Origin of the sequence: Hassallia byssoidea VB512170, from assembly GCF_000817785.2 — a bacterium.
Taxonomy (GTDB): Bacteria; Cyanobacteriota; Cyanobacteriia; order Cyanobacteriales; family Nostocaceae; genus Hassallia; species Hassallia carrinoi.
Genome location: NZ_JTCM02000006.1, coordinates 1 through 20,249, shown reverse-complemented (window position 1 = coordinate 20,249; position 20,249 = coordinate 1). Strand labels below are relative to the sequence as shown.

Here is a 20,249-nt window from a genome sequence, read left to right as displayed (position 1 = left end):
ATCCAAATGCTGATTTTTGCATTCAACATGAATCGAACTTGAAAAACTTAGAAATCTCTTTTATAACCCTGTATTTTCAACTTAAAACAACAGAAAAATACATTTTTATTCAAGTCGAACATATCACTCAATAGAAAGCATTTGAGTCACAAGTGCTTTTTCCGTCGTTAGTCATAATTATTGCATTCGATGCAATTAATTACCATCGCAAAGTTGCTCTACCAAAGTCTGGATAAAATTCATGTCTGCTAATAATTCACAATCTGTCAACAAAAACATCAAAATCAGCATATCTTTAGTTACATTTAATCATGAAAAATATATCGAACAAGCAATAGAAAGTATATTGATGCAAAAAGTCAACTTCGACTATGAAATAATACTTGGTGAGGATTATTCTAGCGATGCCACGCGAGATATTGTCATTGAATATCACACAAAATATCCCGATAAAATTCGCTTAATATTGCCAGAACAAAATCTGGGTTGCAGCGGTCAAAAGATTTTTGTACAAACACTTCAAGCTTGCCAAGGTGAGTATATTGCCCTCTTAGACGGTGATGATTACTGGACCGATCCTGAGAAATTGCAAAAACAGGTAGATTTTTTACATAGCCATCCCGAATGTGCAATATGTTTTCATGATGTTACTACTTTTTTTGAGGATGGAAGTCAAAAACCTCGTAAATATAATGACTTTGAACCCAAGAAAATTTCTACCATCGAAAATATTTTGAAATGTAATTTTATACCTACCTGTTCCACAATGTATAGGAGAGGTTTATTTAATGAATTTCCCGATTGGTATGATTCAGTAATTTGTGGCGATTGGGTACTTCATATATTAAATTCACAGCAGGGAAAAATTGGATACATAAATAGAGATATGGGGGCTTATAGAGTTCACAGTCATGGTGTTTTTAGTGGAATGAGCAAAATCAAACAATTGCACGAAGTAATTACCTGTTATGAATACTTAAACAAATATCTTCAATTTAAATATAACAAAATTATTAAATTTGAAAAAGCTTATAAATATCAAGATTTAGCATTAGCTTATAAAGATAACGGTGATTTAGATAATGCTAAAAAATATGCAATAAAATGCCGGGAACTTTTATTGTCAGAACCTTTTTTGGTAATAATAGCAATTATCAAATTATTGAAAAGGATATATATCAGCAAAATAACTGCTTCTAAGTTTCACCTTAACAAGACATAAAGTAATATTTTTCATCTATGAATTTGCAAGTAATTGATTGGCAAAATCCATTATGGATGCAAACGCTACAAAAACTGCGCCATGATGTTTATCATTTGCCTGAATATTTATATTTAGAAGCAAAAAAAACCAAAACTATTCCGGAAGCTTTTTTGATAGTTGATGGTGATAAAATATTCTTTGTCCCTTATTTACTACGCCGATGTGATGACATAAGTCAAGAATCAAAAACAAAAGATATTTTCGATGTTCTCTCACCCTACGGTTATTCTGGTATTTTGTTAAGTGAAGCCGCAGCTAATTCCCCAGGATTTGCTAATTTCGCTATTAATCAATTAAAGTATCTGTTAAGAGAAAAAGGCGTAGGTTCAGCTTTTTTTCGACTGCATCCTATACTTAGTCATAACTTTCATACACTTTTCAGTCCTGGTACTTTCACAGAAATTGGTACAACAGTATCTGTAGATTTAAAACTTTCTGATTCTCAAATATGGGCACATACCCGAAGGGGACATCAAAGTACAATTAATAAGTGTAAGCGACTTGGTTTTACCGCCAGAATGGTAGATAGTGGGCTATATATAAATGAGTTTACGGAAATTTATGACGAAACAATGAATCGTGTCCAAGCGGACAAATCGTATTATTTTAATTACGAATACTTTGCAGACTTGTTAAAATTAGGTAAAAATATACATTTATGTATTGTGGAATTGAAAGATGAAATAGCTGCCGCTTGTTTGTTTTTTGAATGTGGTGGAATAGTTCAAGCGCATTTGGGGGGAACGAAAACCAAGTTTTTACATCAATCTCCTTTTAACTTCTTGCTAGATTATGTTAGATACTGGGCTAAAGAACGTGGAAATGAATTTTTGCATTTAGGAAGCGGTGTAGGAGGAGTTAAAGATAGTCTCTACAATTTCAAAGCTGGCTTTTCTCGACAAAGACACAACTGGCTAAAATTGGGAATCGTTACAGATGAAGAGAAATATAACTATTTAGTTGAATTGCGGGCAAAGTCTTTGAGAATTGAAGTTGAGAAACTACTGCAAACCAGTTTTTTTCCCGCTTATCGCCTTCCGTATTAAGGTAAAATATATTGAGTGCTACAGATTTATAAACCCTGGAAATAATACCCAGTATCAATACCTCAAACATGCAGCCTTAAGCAAAAATCATAATGCTGCATGAAACACAGAATCGTTAAATTGTATCCGGGTCGATATTTAATTCTCGCAATTTCGCCGCCAAGCGTTCTGCTTCTTCTTCTGGTGTAGAAACTAGCTTGCCTGCGCTTGTAAAAAAGCGTAATAGTCCTTCATGAATTCCCAAATATAAATTTAGTTGCTGACTCCACAAATGTCCTTGAGCATTTGGTTCTAATGGTTGGTACTCACCATCAAGTAAATGAAATCCGGCAAATTCTAAAGTATCTGGATCGAACCAAAAATAATCAGGTGTGCGAAACGTATCTTGGTAAATTTGTTTCTTTAAATTTTTGTCAGTATCGGCAGTTTTTGGAGAAAGAATTTCCACAATTACATTGGGATATTTACCATCTTCTTGCCAAACTACCCAACTTTTACGAATTTTCCGTTCAGTTCCTCGCACGACAAAAAAATCTGGTCCCCGGAAATATTCAGATTTGCGTTGACGAGGACTGTAGTAGATGCTGAGATTACCAGCTGCGTAGAAGTCATTTCTATCCCGCCACAACCATTCTAGGCACTTCAGGAGTAGGATTATTTGCCGCAGGTGTAGTTCAGTTTCCAAGGCAGGTTCGTCACTATATAAATCGCTAGGAGGAAAGATAACATCTTCTTGGATGTCTTGGCGAGTGTTTAAATCTTGAGTAAGGGACATGGCTAAGATGAGGTAATCTGGCTATGTGTCTAGTGTAGTTGGGCGATCGCACGATTGCTTCAATCTTACAACTTAGGAGACAGTTCAAAAGCCATCTGCGAACGATAAAAACAGACATCGAATTCCAAGAAAAAATTCATGCGTCCTAAAAGTAACGGCACATCATCTGTAAGACTCCAAGCAAATACCAATCGCACTGGTGCAAAACTGGCTATTTGAGCAGATACAACTAACCCTTTTGCTTCAACTGGTGCTAGATTTCCAGCCAGTTGTACTGAGGTTGTTAGTTCTTCCCAAACTGCCCCTAACTAAATACCTACACGCTCAAGGTAAAACATTAATACTAGCTTGAGTATCCAATAAACCTGAAACGTTGACGACAGAATTTTTGTAGCTTAACGTCAGAGGTAATACTGGTACTGCATCGATATCCCCGAACACATCACGACTTTCAACCAAGGGGAATCTTTGTGAATTAAGCATCGTTTACCTGTCTGTCTTCTTCTAGCAGTGCAGCTAGTTTCTTAGCAGCTTCATGGGAATTATAGGGAGACCACACATGATAAGTGACTCCTGGCTGTAACGATAATGCTTCTTCTTCAGTCGCTAGTTCTTGAACTAAAAACTGCATGACCTTGAGTTTATCTGCACGAGATAGCTTGTGCAAGGTTGGGAATAAATCTGCTGCGCTCATATCAAGTTGAAGATAATGAGTAAATACTTTTCATATCACAACTACTATAAGGTGTTTGCAAAATTTGTGGCATCGCATCGTAAACAACAGATGATGTCTACGACTGGCTACGCCTACGCACACCCTTTACATAAATAAAACTGAGAATATTCTACCCACCAAATAAACGCCCCAAAAAACCCTTTTTCTTATTCCTAACACTCTCTAAGTTTTTACGAAACAGCGTACTACTAGGATCGAGGCGAACAGCTATTTCCAGTTCTGCGATCGCATCATCTAGTTTGCCTTGATTTTTCAGCGCTAACCCCAGGTTATTGTGAGCATCTACATTATTTGGGTCGATTTGCAAGGCTTTTTGGTAACAGGCGATCGCTTCTGAGAGCTTGCCTTGCTTTTCCAGCGCAATCCCCAGGTTATTGTGAGCAATTGCAAGGTTTGGGTCGATTTGCAAGGCTTTTTGGTAACAGGCGATCGCATCATCTAGTTTGCCTTGATTTTTCAGCACATTCCCCAGGTTATAGTGAGGATTTACAAAGTTTGGGTCGAGGTTCAAGGCTTTTTGGTAACAGGCGATCGCTTCTGAGAGCTTGCCTTGCTTTTCCAGCGCAATCCCCAGGTTATAGTGAGCAAGTGCAAAGTTTGGGTCGATTTGCAAGGCTTTTTGGAAAGAGGCGATCGCTTCATCTAGTTTGACTTGATCGGACAGCGCATTCCCCAGGTTATTGTGAGCATATGCATAGTTTGGGTCGATTTGCAAGGCTTTTTGGTAACAGGCGATCGCTTCATCTAGTTTGCCTTGATTGTACAGCGCTAACCCCAGGCTATAGTGAGCATCTGCATCGTTTGGGTCGATTTGCAAGGCTTTTTGGTAAGAGGCGATCGCTTCATCTAGTTTGCCTTGATTTTTCAGCGCAATCCCCAGGTTATAGTGAGCAAATGCAAAGTTTGGGTCGATTTGCAAGGCTTTTTGGTAAGAGGCGATCGCTTCATCTAGTTTGCCTTGATTTTTCAGCGCATTCCCCAACTTATTGTGAGCATACACAGAGTTCGGGTCAACACGGACAGCTGCTTTGTATTTGAGGACTGCTTCCTCGAAGTTTTTATCTTCGCCTAAACGATCTGCTTCATTTATCAGGTTTGTGGCTTGATATTGGCGCTCGTCTAGTTCTTGTGGAGTTTGTTTGGGGGGTGAGTAATTCGAGTTAGCAACTAATCGCTTAACCTCCTCCCGGATTCCCTTAACAACCTCCACAAATGCCTCATCTCGGTCATTCCAGCTTTTTATCGGTTTGCGATTTTTAGGCAGTGGGGACAGTTCATCAATGGGAGGAGTTTCCCAATCCGCATAACGCAGTAACACCGGGATAACACTAGCCTTTGCTGCTGCATTCTGCTCTAATGCTCGTGTAACTTCAACTGTCCAATGATAATCTGAAGCAATAAAATCTGGACTCACCAACAGCAAGATCAGCCCAGCTTGGTTGAGAGACTTATTAATTTCACTTTTGAATTCTTGTCCAGGGACGATTTTGCGATCGCTCCAACTTGCAATAGTTTTTTCCCGCTGCAAAGACGCTAGATGCTTCTCTAACTCTTCGCGTAAGTCCTCATCTTTTTGGTGGTAAGAAATAAAAACTTCAACAGATTTCATAGAAGGCATTATTTATATATAGAAGAAGACTACACAAGCTTTTGCTCGATTTCCTCAAGCTGCCCAGCTAACCGTTTTCGTTCTGTTTCGCTTTCCTGAATTTGTTTCTCTAGCTTAAACTTTGTCGCTGTATCTGTTTCAATCGAGTATGCTTGGCGCAACCGACTTAATTTTTCGCTCTCTCGGTTATACTGTTGTTGCAGTGAATCTTCTTCTTGCTTCAATCTCCGACGCTGGCTATCTGTTAATTCACCGCTCCTTATCGCTGGTATAGTAGTTTCAGAAACAGTTGAAGAGGTTTTTGATTTCGCCATATCTTCAACTACTCTGCGAATTCCTTGAGCAATATTCAAAAAAGCTTCATCTTTGTCTTGCCAAGTCGTCACAGCTTTGGCATTTTTGGGAAGTGCTTGCAGTTTGGCAAAAGGTGCATCACTCCAGTCAGTCGGCTTTAAAATAATCGGAATTACGCGAGCTTCTTTGGCTTCATGTCGCTCCATTGCTCGCTGCATCTCAATGTCGTAGCAGTAATCTGAAGCCAGAAAGTTAGCGCTTACCAGCAACAAAATGATATCCGCAGCGTTAAGATTGTCATCGATCGCATTTGCCCATTCCGCACCAGCAGTGATTTCGCGATCGTGCCAAGCTTCAATCACTCCTTTACGTTTCATCAAGCTCAGATGAGTTGCCAAATCGTCTCGCAAAACTTCATCTTTGTGGGAGTAGGAAAAAAATACTTTAACTGCATTAGACATATTCTTTAAATCTACTTTCTTTAATTACTGTATATGAATATACAGGCTGATTTTCTAGATGAAAGCTTAACAGAAAATGTTTCTAAGTACAGGCGTTACGTAGGGTGCGTTATCGCGCCGAAAGTACGGCACCGTTAATGATCTTCGGTGCGTTATGGACGCAAGTCCTAACGCACCCTACTAAACTCAAAGCTTTGTGGATAAGGTTTTTTTCGACTTGTGTGTAGACTGTAGCCCCAAAGCAGGGAGAGGTTTACGAGAGGGGTTTTTTAGAATCTATCGAACTTAGGTTAAGATAAGGTCGCCCCGAAATAAGATAACGTGGGTGCATCCCAGTTTTTATTTTGTAATTAGATAATAATTTGTCATTGCGAACGCGAGTGCGTCTCGTAGAGAGGAGGGACGACGTTCGCGCAGCGTGTCGCAGACAAGCAATCCCATAATCTGTCACTAAGCACCAGTTGATGGGATTGCCACGCTCCACTTCGTTGCGCTCGCAATGACAGGCAAAAAAGTGGGATGCTCCCAGATAACGTCGCCCCGATATAAGATAACGTCGCTCCGATATAAGATAACGTCGCCCCGATATAAGATAACGTCGCCCCGATATAAGATAACGTCGCCCCGATATAAGATAACGTCGCCCCGATATAAGATAACGTCGCTCCGATATAAGATAACGTCGCTCCGATATAAGATAACGTCGCTCTGTATTGGCATAACAGGGTATTGCTTTTCTTGAATTAGCGATCGCATTAATGAATTCACTCTCAGCTCGACTTTATCCAAAATTAAGAACTCGGTTTCTTTATCTGGCAAAAACCCTGGCAAGGAAGTGCAAATACTTTTTCCATGTCACTGATTCGCGCTCAAGCCCAAAAACTAAAACTATCGTCCTACTAGTCTGTCAAACTCATTTTGACGGTTAGAGAGACGCGATAAATCGCCGTCTCTACAGAAAATCTATCCGTCAATTAGCCCTTGACGCATTACTACAAGGGTTTCAGCGTCAGGTTTTGGGTTTGGTAAAAATGGATAAAGTCGAGCTAAGTCAAAGTTCCACCAAACTCGCAATTATCGTGTTTTCAGCTACAGTTAACTGCTAAGAAAATAAGCAACAATGAAAAGCAAAACTTGAGACGTGCAGCTTTGTCTGTAAATCATGCTGCTGTTTAATGAAACCCCGAATTATTGTTTGTAACTTAGGACGTACCGGATATAAAGTCTTTCGCTTGCTCAGACAGCAGGGAGCGCTAGTAGTTGGTATTCATCACCAACTTATCCCTGGCGAAACAGCAGGAGATATAATTGTTGGCGAATTACATGCTGCTAGTACCCTGACAGCAGCCGGAATTCAGCAAGCACATACTTTAGTGATAGCTGGATCTGACGATGCTGTGAATTTGTCAATTATGATGCAAGCGCGGGTATTAAATCCGCGTATTCGGATTATCAACCGCTTTTATAATACAAACTTAGGCGATCGCCTGGATCAAGCTTTGCCAAATCATGTGAGTATGAGTGTTGTCAAATTAGCAGCACCAGTATTCACTTTTGCCGCACTAGGAAATCAAGCGATCGGACAAATTAAATTATTTCAGCAAACTTGGCTCATCCGTGAAGAATATATTGATGAAAATCATCCTTTGGGGGGATGTAAGTTAAGTGACTTGTGGGAAGACTCATCACGAATGCTGATTTATTATCAGCCAGTCGAAGGTGAGAGAAACTTGGTATCTGCGGTAGTTTCTGGACAAGAATTAAAAGTAGGCGATCGCTTAATTGTTGCTGTACAACCCCGCATTCGTCAGAAAAGAAAATCACTAATTAAAAAAGGAATGAAAATCCTTGGCAATCTAAAACAGCTTCAACAACACGGGCGATCGGTTGTAATGGGGGGTATTGTACTTTTAGCGATTATTATCATTGCCACACTCACCTACATGTCTACCGAACTGAAAATATCCGCGATCGATGCTTTATATTTTTCTGTAGGCATGATTACTGGAGCTGGTGGTAATGATATTGTCGAAAAAGCTCCTAATATTATCAAATTATTTACCGTTTTTATCATGTTGATTGGGGCAGTAGTAATTGGTATTTGGTATGCCCTACTCAACGATTTTGTTCTGGGAAACCGTTTCAAGCAATTTTGGGATGCTGTGAGAATTCCTCAAAGTCAGCACTACATCGTCTGTGGTTTAAGCGGTATCGGAATGGCAATTGTCCAGCAACTCCACGCCAGCGGATATGACGTAGTAGTAATTGAAACAGACTCCAATAACAAATTTATCAACACTGTCCGCGAATTAGGTATTCCCGTAATTGAGAGCGATACTAGCTTTAGAGTCACACTTAAAGCAAGCAATATCAACTCTGCTGCCGCTGTGCTTGCTGTTACCTTCAACGACGCTACTAATTTAGAGATTGCCCTGAAAGCAAAAGGATTGACACCCAATATTCCCGTAGTAGTCAATTATGCCGATCCTGATTTTGCTGGCATGGCGCAACAAGTTTTCGGCTTTGAGGCAGTACTGAGTCCTGCTGAACTTGCGGCACCAGCTTTTGCCGCTGCTGCACTCGGCGGACGAATCCTCGGTAATGGCATCACCGGAGATAGTCTGTGGGTAGCTTTTGCAACTTCAATTACATCCTCACATTCCTTTTGCGGGCAACAAGTGAAAGATGCGGCAATCTCCGCCGACTTTGTGCCTTTATATGTAGAAAGAAATTCCCAGACTATTCACGGCTGGGATTTACTAGAAGTCAACCTCAGTGACGGGGATATCTTATATTTAACAATACATGCTACGCGGTTATACCAATTGTGGCGCAACACACCCTCACAATTGATGGCGAGTTAATTTAGAAACCCGGTTTCTTAAAGAAACCGGGTTTCTGGAAGGGTTTAAAACTCACTAAAATTGTTGATTTTAACTTCACTATCCGCAAAACGTGCCACTATTTCAAGTTCACCTCCCATTGCTTGGATCACTTGACGTAAATGACTAACGTACATATCAGTACGCTTTTCCAAACGTGAAATAGCTGGTTGCTTTACTTGTAATTTTTCAGCCAGTTCAGCTTGAGATATTTTCAAGGCTTGGCGCAATTCATGGATTGCCATCTCTTCTTTTAATTGTGCTTTTTTTGTTGCTATTTTTGCATTTCTAGTTGCTCCAAAATCTTGAGTAAGCCGCGAAAATTTATGATGTCCTGTCATATCAAGCCTTCCTCTCTAATCTCTTTAAGGTAGTCATCATAAAGTTGATCGACAATAGGAATATATTTTTCATAAAAGCGTTTATCTCCAGTTTTATCACCTCCAATAAGTAGAATAGCGACTCGTCTTGGATCGAAAGCGTAAAAAACTCTAATCGGAGCGCCTCCACTTTGTATACGTAATTCTCTCATGTGAGAGTGTCTTGAACCGTTAACACCGGACGAATAGGGAAAAGATAGCTGTGTTCCGCTTTCCTCAAGCAGTTGAACAACACTAACTACATCATCCTGTTGATCTTCAGTTAGAATGCGCCACCAACTCTCAAACTCGTTAGTGTATTCTACATCGCACGACATTCACTTCTATATTACGTTGATGTAATAATAGCATGTTTTCTGCTCTATGTAACGCATACTGCCGACTTTTTGACATTGATCGCGAGTTAGCATTTTGCTTTTTTTGTTTTTTCTTAAAAGTTTTGAAACCCAAACTTAAATAATCAACACTAGAAACCGCTAGGCATAAATTTGCCATAACAGTAAATTTACTGAAGCAACTTGCAAAAATATTTTCGTATAAATGTTATTAACGAAAAGGGCGAAAATACTTTTGAGGGTTAAGGGTGCCGAATTTTTCAGACTGGTTGATAGTTGGTTCAGTTACATTCTTCGTAGGTGCAACATCATCCTTTGTTATCCCAGGAGGTGGTGCAAGTGGAGCTTTGCTAGGAAGCACCACAGGAGCGGTTTTGGGAGCAGTTATTTCGAGTAAACGACAAGACGATAAACAAGAGGATACAATCATTCGGCTAAAGCAGCTAGAGCAGCAGTTAGTTAAACAAGAGGAGTGGGAAAGGATAGAAGCAGAACTACCAAACTTGATAGCAAGGGTGGCTGAACTCCGAAAGCAACAAACAGAGTTAGCAACAGTTGAAGGGCAATTTGTTCAAAAGCGAGAAGAATTGCAGCAGGTTGAACAAAGATTGACAACCCTCAATCAGCAAAGGGAAGAACTAGAGCAACGAATTGCTACAATTAATCAACAAAAACCTGACTTATCTACTTTGGAAAAACTGCAAGTGCAAATTGAGCAGTTCAAACTTGATAAAAGCGGGTTAGAAGGTCAAATTAATGCTCTGCGTTCTCAGATTGAGTCTTTGGAAGTACAAAAGCGATCGCTCTTAAGCATTGATGCAGAATTTGCTACCAAACAAGTACATTTAGAATCACTAAATAGACAAATTCAAGAGCTAGAAAGTAAATCTCAGCAACTGGAACAAAGAGCAGCTGAACTGGAATTGTTACGAGCTACCTATGATGGTATATTCAGCCAAAAACAAAGCTTTGAAGAAAGAATCAATCAGCTAAGACCAGAGATAGACAGACTAGAAGCTGAGAAACAGCGCATCTTGCAAGCGATTCAACAAAATCAACAAGAGTATTCAAAAATTGAAGAATTGCGGCAAAAATTGCATAGCTTGAATATGCAAATTAGGGATAGAGAGTCACAACTAAGAGAACTGGAAAGAGAAATCCAGCAGTTGAACGGTATCAAAGCTGGTATAGAAGAAAATAATGCTGGTTTAAAACAAGAAAAAGAGCAATTTGAAGACGATATCAGACGCATAAAAGGAGAAATAGAAAATCTCGAAAATAGTTCGGAAGTAGCATTGCGATCGCTAAAAGAACGCTTGTGGCTGAATCTACCAAATACAAAGCAGAATATCGAAGATGAACATAAATTTTTAGAAGGTTTTGTTACATATATTCAGTCTCAGGGATTAGCTTTTCCGAAGCGAGTAATTCATGCATTCCATACCTCGCTGAAAGTACAGGATATTTCAGCTTTAGTTATCTTAGCCGGAATTAGCGGCACTGGCAAAAGCGAACTACCACAAAAGTATGCTGATTACATTGGAGCGCAGTTGTTAACTCTTGCTGTACAGCCTCGCTGGGATTCTCCTCAAGATTTGCAAGGCTTTTATAACTATGTGGAGAAAAAGTTTAAACCGACTGATTTGATGCGCGGATTATATCAATATAGTCGCGATTCGGCGATGGAAAACCGAATTGTAATTGTGTTGCTGGATGAGATGAATTTGGCGCGAGTTGAATATTATTTTAGCGAGTTTCTCTCTAAATTAGAGACTCGTCGCAGCCGTCCGACTTATTTAGAAATTGATGTTGGTAGCTTACCACTCAAAGATAATGAACGCAGGCTAGAAATCCCCAATCAGTTTTTATTTGTGGGAACAATGAATGAGGACGAAACCACCCAGTCTTTATCAGATAAGGTGCTAGACAGAGCCAATGTTATCACTTTTGGTAAACCGAAAAACTTGCAATTGCGCCAACAAAATCAGCATCAAAATGGTACTGGTAGACCTTCAGGATACTTAGCATACTCTGATTTGAAACAATGGACAAAAATCCCTGAGCCTCAGTCTGATGTCGTAGAAAAGGTGAAATATTATCTTGATAGAGCGAATAATGTAATGGAAAAAATGGGGCATCCTTTTGCCCACCGCGTTTATCAAGGAATTACTCAGTATGTGGTGAATTATCCGATGGTGGAGTCAGCATTTAACTTTGCCCTTGCAGATCAATTTGGGCAGAAATTATTGCCCAAGTTGCGGGGTGTGATGATTGATGAGGCTCATGAAGAGTTGGAAGAATTAGAGAAAATTATTGCAGAAATTGGCGATTATCCATTAATTGAAGCCTTTAGGAAAGCACGTGAAGGGCGTTACGGACAATTTCAATGGCAGGGATTAGTTTATCAAGATGAGCGAGCAATATGAGACTTTATCCTAGCCTGTTTGCCTATTTAAATGAGTCTCTGCCTGTGCCACAGGATACTTTATTACAAGCACGCGATCGCCCGATAATTGCCCTAGATCCAGAAGAAAATTTATCAGCGCAACCTTGCTTAATTTCTATTGATGATATCTATGAAATTGCTTTTCCTTATTTAAAACCTACAGATATAGAGCATCATCATAATCTGTTAGAATACGTCTTGAAGATAACCATCAACGGTCAGTCTTATAACCTGCGTGTCACTGATGAAGTTTTAGATTTAGACGCTATCAAAGAAGAAAACGAATTACCAGAATGGCAAAGCATATTAGGAGAGCGTTTAGATAATACAGCGGCTCTTTTAATTCGGCTTTTGGTTGGTATGTTTACAAATTTATTCGGTTATCAGAAGACAAGACAGCCGACAATTCTAATAAGCCAGTTACAAGATAAGTTAGACCAAATTAATGTTGATGAAGCGAATCTTCCTATAGTTATTAGTCTGGAACGCCGATATCAACTTTGCCGCAAGTTAGAAAATATCGCCTCTAAACTGCGTCATCAACTCAGAAGGCAAGCAGAACTAATGCCTGTGGGTAGAATTCAAGAAATGGATGCTTATTGCCTCAGAGACTACATCCGCCGTCCTGGTGTAACCGCTGCCCAAAAGGCAGGAGCAAAGCAACAGTTAATGGGCATCCAACGCTATCAAGATTTTAACACCGCAGAAAATAAGTTTCTCGTTTATTTCAGTCAAATTCTGCATCTCAATTGTTATCAATATGAGAGGAGTAATGCGAAGCAGTATCAGGCAGAAGTCGATAAATTTCGTTTAGTTATTGATTTGTTTAAGCAACAACCAGTAGTAGAACAAATTCAAGATAGACAATATCAATTTACTAAGCCTAACTATGTTTTACAGCAGAACCCGGTCTATAGAAGTTTTTATCAAGCTTATTTAGAATACATTCAAAAAAAATTTGAAAAAGAGCGGATATGGTCATTTCGTAATCAATTATTTGCTGATACTATTTATATTTGCTTAACAGCTGCACTGCTACGGTTTCAAGGAATCGGAATAGATTCTACCCTGAGTATTGCTGGTAGTAGTATTTGCGAGCAAGGGCGTTATATTCAACATGGCGCGAGTATTAATGTTAGGGTATTTCTCCAAAATAAAGTTTATGTTTTCGGTTTAATAAAACCTACTAATAAACTCTTTGGCGATTGGCTGCTAACAGCGGAAATTCACCAATTAGACTTAACTGAGTTAGAAACTAAAAAATTAGACTTCCCCATCTGGGTGTTTTGGTATCGCCCAAATAATGAAGCGATCGCACAGTTAAATAAATATTTACAAAAATTAAATTTCAAAAGTGGATTTGTATTTTATTTACAAGTTCCTCCAAGCAATTTATCCCCTACAGGTACAATACAAAGTTTTTCCTCAGCGAAATTATTGCTTTGTCAATTACCCGATTTAATAACAGCACAAGGATTTTCTAGCACAGTTGCTCTCATGGCACGTTTGATTAAATCGGTAGTGGAGCATTCGCTATGAATGAGCAACAATTTTGGGCAAAATTGCAACAATTAGTATACGAATCTAATGAACATCAAGAAACTGCTCAAGCGCAATGGGAAAGATTAGTTCATCACGCTTCACCATCGCTACCAACTAAATTAATTATCCAGACTGTTTGTAACGGTTCTGTTTATTTGAATGAGCGATCGCACCTAAATTTCCCGGCTATTACTCCGAATGTTTGCCTCAGTGCGAATCAACAATTGGCATTAGAAATGGCTTTCTCTAATAGTGCGATCGCTTTGATTGTTGGTTCACCAGCCACTGGGAAAACGCGCATTGCCACGAGTCTAGCCGATGCCGCAATTAACATTAACAAACGTGTCCTAATTTTAACTCATCACAGTGCTGCTCTCACCGCCTATCGCAACTTACCAGGGTATCCTTTCTGGTGTCAACAGCAAGATTATCGCAACTGGATAATTGAGCAACTGCGTTCTCAACATTTAGCTCAACCGCAGATGAATTACTTGCCATTACATCTGCTACCTGATGGAGAATTGGCAAAACTGCGAACACCAGCAAGACTAGAAACATGGTTGCCAATTATTCAAACTTCTTCACAGCAACAACTGACTGAACTTTTAAAACCAGCATTTCCTGATTTAGAAATCGCACGAGTTCAACTGCTTGCTTATCGTCTCAAGCAATTAGAACCCTTGTTACAGCAGCAGTTAAAATTGAGTCAGCTTTATGCAAATTTATCTGAATCAGCGATTACAGAACTCGCTTATCAACTTAGTGAAAATCCACAAGTGCCAATCTTGGGTACTGTTGCCGAATTTATGCAGCCTCAGCATCAATCTCTGTGGCAAACTACCTTTGATTTAGTAATTGTAGAAGAAGCGCAGCATCTCACTTGGCTAGAACTAATGCTGCTTTCTACATTGGGGCATAAGCTCGTTTTGTTTGGTGATGAAATGCCAAGTCATTATTCTAAATCTTCCCCGAAGCAGTCATTTTTTGCTTTCTTTAGTCAGTGCTTCAATTGGCTTAGTCAGCATTTGCTTCCTACTTATCATTGCCAGCTAACAGAGCAATTTCGCTTACATCCAGAAATAGCTAAACTTGTTTATCCGGTAATCTGCAATAATTGGATTCAAACTCAACGAACACCGATTGATTATCAACTTCCCCAGCTGAAACATCGATTAGTTTGGCAAGATATCCCAAATCAGAAAGTAGGGGAGGAAATTATTAAATTTATTCAAAGTCTTGAACCGCAACTCAGTTCGCAAATAGGCATAATCACATTTGACGTTCAACAGCGAGATTGGCTTTTAGCTCACTCTCCTAAACAGTTTTCTCAACTCGTAATTGGTACAGTCGCAGAATGGGCAGGAATTGAACGAGCGATCGCTATTGTAAGTTGTGTAGGGCATCCCGAAAATATTGCTGTAGAAGCTATAAATATAGCTTTAACGCGAGGGCAAGACTACCTTATTTTATTTGGTGATTACGATTTCTGGTGTCAGCCTGGTTCCCCGTTGCGAAGTTTTTTATATCAACCCTTACACAAAGAACGCACTGTGATTCTATCATGAAAGTTCAATGTCAACTGCAAGGAACATTTCATCGCATTCAGTTAAGTGGTACAGACTCAATTGCTGTATCTTTAGTTGATTTAATTCGAGAAGTGCAAGCGGTAGCAACTCAAAACCGCAGGCGATCGCCTCAATTATTGCGTCAATCTTTTGGCTTAAATTTTCTTCCAGAACCCGTTTTAATTAACTTGTTACAAGCGCAGGGTGTGATTAGAGAAAGTGAATATCAAGTGCCATCCTTGCAACTTATCCACCCTATTAAATCTAACTTAAAGTCACAGGTTGCTAACACATACCGCTATCAATTTACTTGCCCAGAAGCAACGCTTATTCTTACACCAGACGATTCACAACTTCCTTTTTGGACTGCTAATGATTCAGAAAAATCAGGAATTTACACCGTTACCTTAGAGCAACCTAATTATCCAGGTTTATCTGATGAATTTGCCCAAAATATCTGGCAGCAGGCTATAAATTCCTGGCAGACATTACCAGAAAACCGGAAAATTCATATTGCCCTACAATCCTTAGATTCAAACACTTTTCGACTAATAACATCTCAACTGCAAATTTGGATTTCGTTGCCGGATTTATCTTTAGATTTAAGAGCAGCAATTACATTTTTGCGCTTGGGTGGAAATGATACATCAGCTTTATCTGAGCCAGCTAAATCATTAGTTCAGCAGTATCAGTCAACTTATAGCTTACCAATTATTCAACTCCCACAAAAACTCAGCCCTGATGAAATACCCCCTGCACAAGGTTTGTTAATTGATAAACGTAGAAATCGTTCTATCTTAAAAACAATCATCTCTACAGCACGTAAGTTTCTTTTAATTTCCAGCTACATCATTGAAGATGAAAGCTTAACAGAATTAATCTGCAAGAAATCCCAAGAATTATCCCAAGGTGTTTGGATTTTAACTGATTTGAGGAACGAAATCATAGATCGCATTGATGCCCAAGTATCCGATAATGTCTCTTTACGAACAGAGTATCAGCGTTCTCATGAGCGGAATAAAGCTTGTTTAAAAATGCTGCTGGATGCCAATATTCCCATCCGTAGCGGTGCTTTTCATCTCAAAACTTATATTTCTGAGCAATATGCTTATTTAGGCTCTTGTAATCTCACTGGAGGCAGCTTAGATTTTAATGTCGAAGCAGGTATAATCAGTCGAAATAACTCGATTCATACCCAATTAATCAATTTATTCCGGCAATTTTGGCAACAGCGCAGCCGAGATGAGATAATACCCACTCTCAACTCAAATGGTTTTCATCTGCGTTCTATCCATCGCTCTTCTCAAGAAGAATATCAAACTTATCCCAGCTTATTGACTTTATCCCGCTACAAAAAGGATTTGATAGAAAAACTGAGAAACTTTAGGGGACAGGTACAGATTTACAGTCGCAGCTTTCAACCATCCCCAGAAATAGAACAATATCTACGTTTATTAGATACCCGGATATTTGTTGATTCTCAAATGCGAGTTAAATACTCAACATTTAATATAAAACAAATTGATAATCTTCATGCCAAAATTACGCTGCTGGGTGATGAAGTTGCTTATATTGGCGGCATAAATTTTAATTTTAGTAATAGTGCTTTATCTCTGAATGACTTAATGTATAAAACAACCAATTACAGAGAAATTACTCAAATACGTCAAAATATTACTTCACTTTATTCTTAATTTATGACTCAATTATTCAATTTTGAATCCTACGTTGAATGTTGTCAATACGCTCGACTGTTTCATCAGTCTCCTGAGCAGTTTATTCCCCAGGATGGGGATTTACCAAGGGCATATAAAGCATTCTTACAGAATTATGCTACTCATCCTTATCTACCAGAACCGATTATAAGCGCAAATCATCCTCAAGAGTTAACAATCAATCAAACAACTTTAGATTATCTCTCGATTGGTACTAAATTAACTCAGGGAGAGAAACAGCGGTTATTTATCATCCGAGATACAGTGGATTTAATGACGCTAAGTATGAGTAATCTTTTAGAACATAAAGATGGTTACTTATACAGCAGTGCCTATTATTATTGGAATTATTATTCCCAAATTTGGCAACATAAATTAACGAAGCCGTTAGTTTTTGTTGATCTGGATAATTTTGTCAGCGATCGCTTGATTCCCATTAACTTCTCACGTTTAGATAATAGCCCCTATCAAATTCCAATTCTCAACACCAAAAAAACCATTTTTATTGATTCCGGTTACAACTCTATAGAATCATATAATAGTATTTGCCAGAGCATAGCACGTCGAATTTTAGCGGATAATTTTCAAGCGATCGCCCAAAATTATGACACAGTTAATCATCTCGCTAACTATTTACAAAAAACCTCATTTTTTCAGATTATCCAACCTTATATTAATCAAGAATGTTTTGATTTTATTATTGAAATTTTATACAATAGTCAGATTTTTTATAAAAAAGTAACGTTATCCATAGCCATCATTGCAGACATTGTATCCAAGCAAATTAATATTCAATATTTAAAACAACTTGCCAATACGCATCCTGAATATCAATTTGCCTTAATCAGTCAGTACAATATTTTTCCTCATATCCAGCAACTACTTCCATTTATCTGCCTTAACCCAAGGTTTCAACAGTTTAATCAAATATGGCAAGAAAAAAGTAAGTTAAATTTTCCTCTTTTTGCCATTTACCTCGATGAAATAGAATTCGCTATTGGAATTACTGATGAGCAAGGGCAAAAATCAAAACAATGGATTCAATTATCTAACCAGAAAGACGCTATTTCTTATGAAGGCAAACCCACAGTTTTGATAGGGTGCATTCCTAGTAAAAACCAAAATTTCTTTCGCATACCACAAAAAAATAAAACCGCTAAACTACCTATTAAGGTTAATGGAAACGATTATTGTATAAATAATGTTCCCCAAGATTACAATATCGAAATTCAAAACTCTCAAAAAACAGAGGATGTTTGTATTCGTATTGAGTTTCACCTCCAACCAGGTTCATTTCCCGAACTTAAAGTTACAGATTTAGAAGGTAAATATAAGATAACTGCTTCTCTGACAGATAGAAGAAAATTATCATATAGTTATATTCCACATGAAAAAATAATTAGCACTCGTCAGCAAGAATCATTAGCTCAAATTAATCGCTTGAAAACTCGCAATGAATTAGAGTTTCAAGAATGTTTAGTGCATATTAATGGAGAATTAGAGAATCTTGGTATTAGTAAGAGCAGTAATAGACCAATAAACTATGCAACATTAAAAGACTTGCTTAAGAAGGCTTGTGAACAGATTCATAAGAGTAACAATAGACCTGATATGCTGAAATCTATAGATGCTGACTCCGATGAAGCAGTGGTGAGCAACTTGAGAGCAAAATTAAAAAATCAGAGCCTTCATAAAATTATTGATATAATCTGTGAATTGTTCAACTCGAATACTCACAGGAAATTAAATTTAATTCAACAAGGTTTTTTGCTAGAGGCGATTAAATTTACTGGGAAACTATATAATTTTTCCCAATACTTATTACCTAATAATCTCTTCGAGCCAATTATATTTAGTAGAGCCAAGAAAGTTACATATCTGAATTTGGAAAATGAATATCTCCAGTGCCTCGCTAGAGTAGCAATAAATGAAGAACTTCAAAGGCAATACTTTAGTTGTTTTAATTCCTACTATAAATTAGAAAAGAGCCAATATCTATGGGGTTATGGTCGTATCTTGCTATGGTATTATAACTTTGATGCGGTTAACTTAGTAAATTTTCGAGCGCATTTTACTGCGATTATGGAATACTTGCTTAATAAGTCTCCTAGTGAATTTGAATATCAGTACAAGCAAAATGCCTTCTTATCTCTACTGTATCTGTTATCATTTCGCGCCAATGATAAATCTTTTTGCCAACACAATTACGAAGAAATGCGAATGGCAGAAAGAGTGATTAGTCATTTCAGTAAAGATAGAATTATTTTAAAGCAGGTGAGTCAAGAAAAGCCCCTAAATCAATTTTTTCAAGAAATGATTAAAGGAACGATTACAGAAGATGACCTAGGAAATCTTTTGCATGGTTAAATTTTAGATACTGTAGCTTTCCTTTATAATTCAACCAGACTATCGGAAGATTTACTCTTTGCAAGTCCCCAAGTAGATTGAAGAGATCATCAAAAAGGATAAAGTTGTCAGTGAATTACAGCAGCAAACCAGACTCGGAAAATTCACCACAAGATAACAGTGAAATACGCCGCCAAAGCATTGTCCCCATTGCTCCACTGCCGGAACACATTAGTCAAAATATCGAGACAATCATAGCGTTGCATACACGCAACGAGCAAGACGTGTCTGGACACCAGCGAGGTGTGGAGGCTGTCACCCCTACACTAAAACTGGACAAAACGGGACAGCCTTGTTTAATAGATCCTCGACACCCCACGACAACCAAAGGATGAAGGAACCGTCTCCGTTTTGTCTGATTTTTTGGAACCGCTTTTTTCGGTCGTCCGGCATTTCTGTATAGCATCCTGCTTGTAATTGCCCTTTGGATAACACCCAATATTTTGCCACGGCGTTTTGGTATACCGCGATTCGACCCCGCTTCGTTTTATTCGCTGCAATTTGGGGTCGGAACCGCTTCATTGCTAATGACAGCAGGAGTGCTGATTAAGCAAAATCAGCAAGAAAAGTTGGCGGAGCAAGAAGACAAAGATAGTGTGGTGTGGAAAACTGAGAAATACAACACAGAGGTTGAAGCTCCCATTTTTCGCATTACTACTAACGCTTTTAGCCTTAACTGAACTGTATTGGGTTATAGGGCGAGGTCTTCCCTAGACAAATGTGGACAGGCTTCTCGATTCGGGGAGACGCGAAGCGCGAACATAAAAAATACTCGTGGGTGGTTGCGGATCTA

15 protein-coding genes and 2 pseudogenes are annotated in these 20,249 nt (G+C 38.6%); 10 read left to right on the top strand and 7 right to left on the bottom strand.

Annotated features, from left to right (window positions below; translation table 11 throughout):
• The first annotated feature begins 241 nt into the window (after window positions 1-241).
• A complete protein-coding gene (locus PI95_RS04605) occupies window positions 242-1,222 on the top strand; it encodes a glycosyltransferase (RefSeq protein ID WP_052324896.1) in 981 nt (326 codons plus the stop codon).
• Between the two features lie 17 nt (window positions 1,223-1,239).
• A complete protein-coding gene (locus PI95_RS04600) occupies window positions 1,240-2,310 on the top strand; it encodes a GNAT family N-acetyltransferase (protein WP_039743666.1) in 1,071 nt (356 codons plus the stop codon).
• Between the two features lie 115 nt (window positions 2,311-2,425).
• Here the strand turns inward: PI95_RS04600 and PI95_RS04595 are convergent, their stop codons facing one another.
• The 5 genes and pseudogenes from PI95_RS04595 to PI95_RS04575 all read right to left on the bottom strand — a co-directional run bounded on the left by PI95_RS04595 (window position 2,426) and on the right by PI95_RS04575 (window position 6,185).
• On the bottom strand, window positions 2,426-3,085 hold the full coding sequence (locus PI95_RS04595; RefSeq protein WP_039743664.1) for a Uma2 family endonuclease: 660 nt from the start codon (window positions 3,083-3,085) through the stop codon (window positions 2,426-2,428).
• Window positions 3,086-3,150: 65 nt separating this feature from the next.
• Window positions 3,151-3,568, bottom strand: a pseudogene (locus PI95_RS04590) (retroviral-like aspartic protease).
• On the bottom strand, window positions 3,561-3,779 hold the full coding sequence (locus PI95_RS04585) for a hypothetical protein (RefSeq protein ID WP_039743663.1): 219 nt from the start codon (window positions 3,777-3,779) through the stop codon (window positions 3,561-3,563). The pseudogene PI95_RS04590 and the gene PI95_RS04585 overlap by 8 nt, the downstream one beginning before the upstream one ends.
• Window positions 3,780-3,930: 151 nt before the next feature.
• Window positions 3,931-5,430, bottom strand: a complete 1,500-nt coding sequence (locus PI95_RS04580) for a toll/interleukin-1 receptor domain-containing protein (protein ID WP_201280296.1) — start codon at window positions 5,428-5,430, stop codon at window positions 3,931-3,933.
• 29 nt (window positions 5,431-5,459) lie between these two features.
• Complete coding sequence (locus PI95_RS04575; RefSeq protein WP_052324894.1) at window positions 5,460-6,185, bottom strand: toll/interleukin-1 receptor domain-containing protein; 726 nt, start codon at window positions 6,183-6,185, stop codon at window positions 5,460-5,462.
• A gap of 1,175 nt (window positions 6,186-7,360) precedes the next feature.
• On the opposite strand from PI95_RS04575, the gene PI95_RS04570 reads away from it, so the two are divergent.
• On the top strand, window positions 7,361-9,049 hold the full coding sequence (locus PI95_RS04570; protein WP_039743660.1) for an NAD-binding protein: 1,689 nt from the start codon (window positions 7,361-7,363) through the stop codon (window positions 9,047-9,049).
• Between the two features lie 44 nt (window positions 9,050-9,093).
• Here PI95_RS04570 and PI95_RS04565 read toward each other — a convergent pair whose 3' ends face one another.
• Together PI95_RS04565 and PI95_RS04560 are read right to left on the bottom strand one after the other, a co-directional pair.
• Complete coding sequence (locus tag PI95_RS04565; protein WP_039743658.1) at window positions 9,094-9,408, bottom strand: XRE family transcriptional regulator; 315 nt, start codon at window positions 9,406-9,408, stop codon at window positions 9,094-9,096.
• Window positions 9,405-9,764 (bottom strand): type II toxin-antitoxin system RelE/ParE family toxin, encoded by a 360-nt coding sequence (locus tag PI95_RS04560; RefSeq protein ID WP_039743655.1) that lies wholly within the window; start codon window positions 9,762-9,764, stop codon window positions 9,405-9,407. The genes PI95_RS04565 and PI95_RS04560 overlap by 4 nt, the downstream gene beginning before the upstream one ends.
• Before the next feature lie 266 nt (window positions 9,765-10,030).
• Here PI95_RS04560 and PI95_RS37125 point away from each other — a divergent pair, with 266 nt between their 5' ends.
• The 7 genes and pseudogenes from PI95_RS37125 to PI95_RS04525 all read left to right on the top strand — a co-directional run.
• The gene (locus tag PI95_RS37125; RefSeq protein ID WP_039743652.1) at window positions 10,031-12,208 is read left to right on the top strand and encodes a DUF8727 domain-containing protein; all 2,178 of its coding nucleotides are present in this window, start codon (window positions 10,031-10,033) and stop codon (window positions 12,206-12,208) included.
• Window positions 12,205-13,767: a DUF2357 domain-containing protein gene (locus PI95_RS04550; protein WP_039743649.1), complete on the top strand. Its 1,563-nt coding sequence runs from the start codon at window positions 12,205-12,207 to the stop codon at window positions 13,765-13,767. The genes PI95_RS37125 and PI95_RS04550 overlap by 4 nt, the downstream gene beginning before the upstream one ends.
• Complete coding sequence (locus PI95_RS04545) at window positions 13,764-15,335, top strand: AAA domain-containing protein (protein ID WP_039743646.1); 1,572 nt, start codon at window positions 13,764-13,766, stop codon at window positions 15,333-15,335. Before PI95_RS04550 ends, PI95_RS04545 begins: the two co-directional genes overlap by 4 nt.
• Complete coding sequence (locus tag PI95_RS04540) at window positions 15,332-17,029, top strand: phospholipase D-like domain-containing protein (protein ID WP_039743644.1); 1,698 nt, start codon at window positions 15,332-15,334, stop codon at window positions 17,027-17,029. Before PI95_RS04545 ends, PI95_RS04540 begins: the two co-directional genes overlap by 4 nt.
• A gap of 3 nt (window positions 17,030-17,032) precedes the next feature.
• Complete coding sequence (locus tag PI95_RS04535; RefSeq protein ID WP_039743642.1) at window positions 17,033-19,417, top strand: hypothetical protein; 2,385 nt, start codon at window positions 17,033-17,035, stop codon at window positions 19,415-19,417.
• A 110-nt stretch (window positions 19,418-19,527) separates the two neighbouring features.
• Window positions 19,528-19,791, top strand: a complete 264-nt coding sequence (locus PI95_RS04530) for a hypothetical protein (RefSeq protein ID WP_163518613.1) — start codon at window positions 19,528-19,530, stop codon at window positions 19,789-19,791.
• A 57-nt stretch (window positions 19,792-19,848) separates the two neighbouring features.
• Window positions 19,849-20,136 (top strand): annotated as a pseudogene (locus tag PI95_RS04525) (DUF1003 domain-containing protein); the annotation flags it as partial.
• Window positions 20,137-20,249: the final 113 nt, after the last annotated feature.

What these genes read in the sequence shown, in the direction of transcription:
- PI95_RS04595 (WP_039743664.1), bottom strand. Translation starts at nt 3,085, where the DNA reads ATGTCCCTTACTCAAGATTTAAACACTCGCCAAGACATCCAAGAAGAT.
- PI95_RS04600 (WP_039743666.1), top strand. Translation starts at nt 1,240, where the DNA reads ATGAATTTGCAAGTAATTGATTGGCAAAATCCATTATGGATGCAAACG.
- PI95_RS04550 (WP_039743649.1), top strand. Translation starts at nt 12,205, where the DNA reads ATGAGACTTTATCCTAGCCTGTTTGCCTATTTAAATGAGTCTCTGCCT.
- PI95_RS04570 (WP_039743660.1), top strand. Translation starts at nt 7,361, where the DNA reads ATGAAACCCCGAATTATTGTTTGTAACTTAGGACGTACCGGATATAAA.
- PI95_RS04585 (WP_039743663.1), bottom strand. Translation starts at nt 3,779, where the DNA reads ATGAGCGCAGCAGATTTATTCCCAACCTTGCACAAGCTATCTCGTGCA.
- PI95_RS04580 (WP_201280296.1), bottom strand. Translation starts at nt 5,430, where the DNA reads ATGAAATCTGTTGAAGTTTTTATTTCTTACCACCAAAAAGATGAGGAC.
- PI95_RS04540 (WP_039743644.1), top strand. Translation starts at nt 15,332, where the DNA reads ATGAAAGTTCAATGTCAACTGCAAGGAACATTTCATCGCATTCAGTTA.
- PI95_RS04565 (WP_039743658.1), bottom strand. Translation starts at nt 9,408, where the DNA reads ATGACAGGACATCATAAATTTTCGCGGCTTACTCAAGATTTTGGAGCA.
- PI95_RS04605 (WP_052324896.1), top strand. Translation starts at nt 242, where the DNA reads ATGTCTGCTAATAATTCACAATCTGTCAACAAAAACATCAAAATCAGC.
- PI95_RS04545 (WP_039743646.1), top strand. Translation starts at nt 13,764, where the DNA reads ATGAATGAGCAACAATTTTGGGCAAAATTGCAACAATTAGTATACGAA.
- PI95_RS04535 (WP_039743642.1), top strand. Translation starts at nt 17,033, where the DNA reads ATGACTCAATTATTCAATTTTGAATCCTACGTTGAATGTTGTCAATAC.
- PI95_RS04560 (WP_039743655.1), bottom strand. Translation starts at nt 9,764, where the DNA reads ATGTCGTGCGATGTAGAATACACTAACGAGTTTGAGAGTTGGTGGCGC.
- PI95_RS04575 (WP_052324894.1), bottom strand. Translation starts at nt 6,185, where the DNA reads ATGTCTAATGCAGTTAAAGTATTTTTTTCCTACTCCCACAAAGATGAA.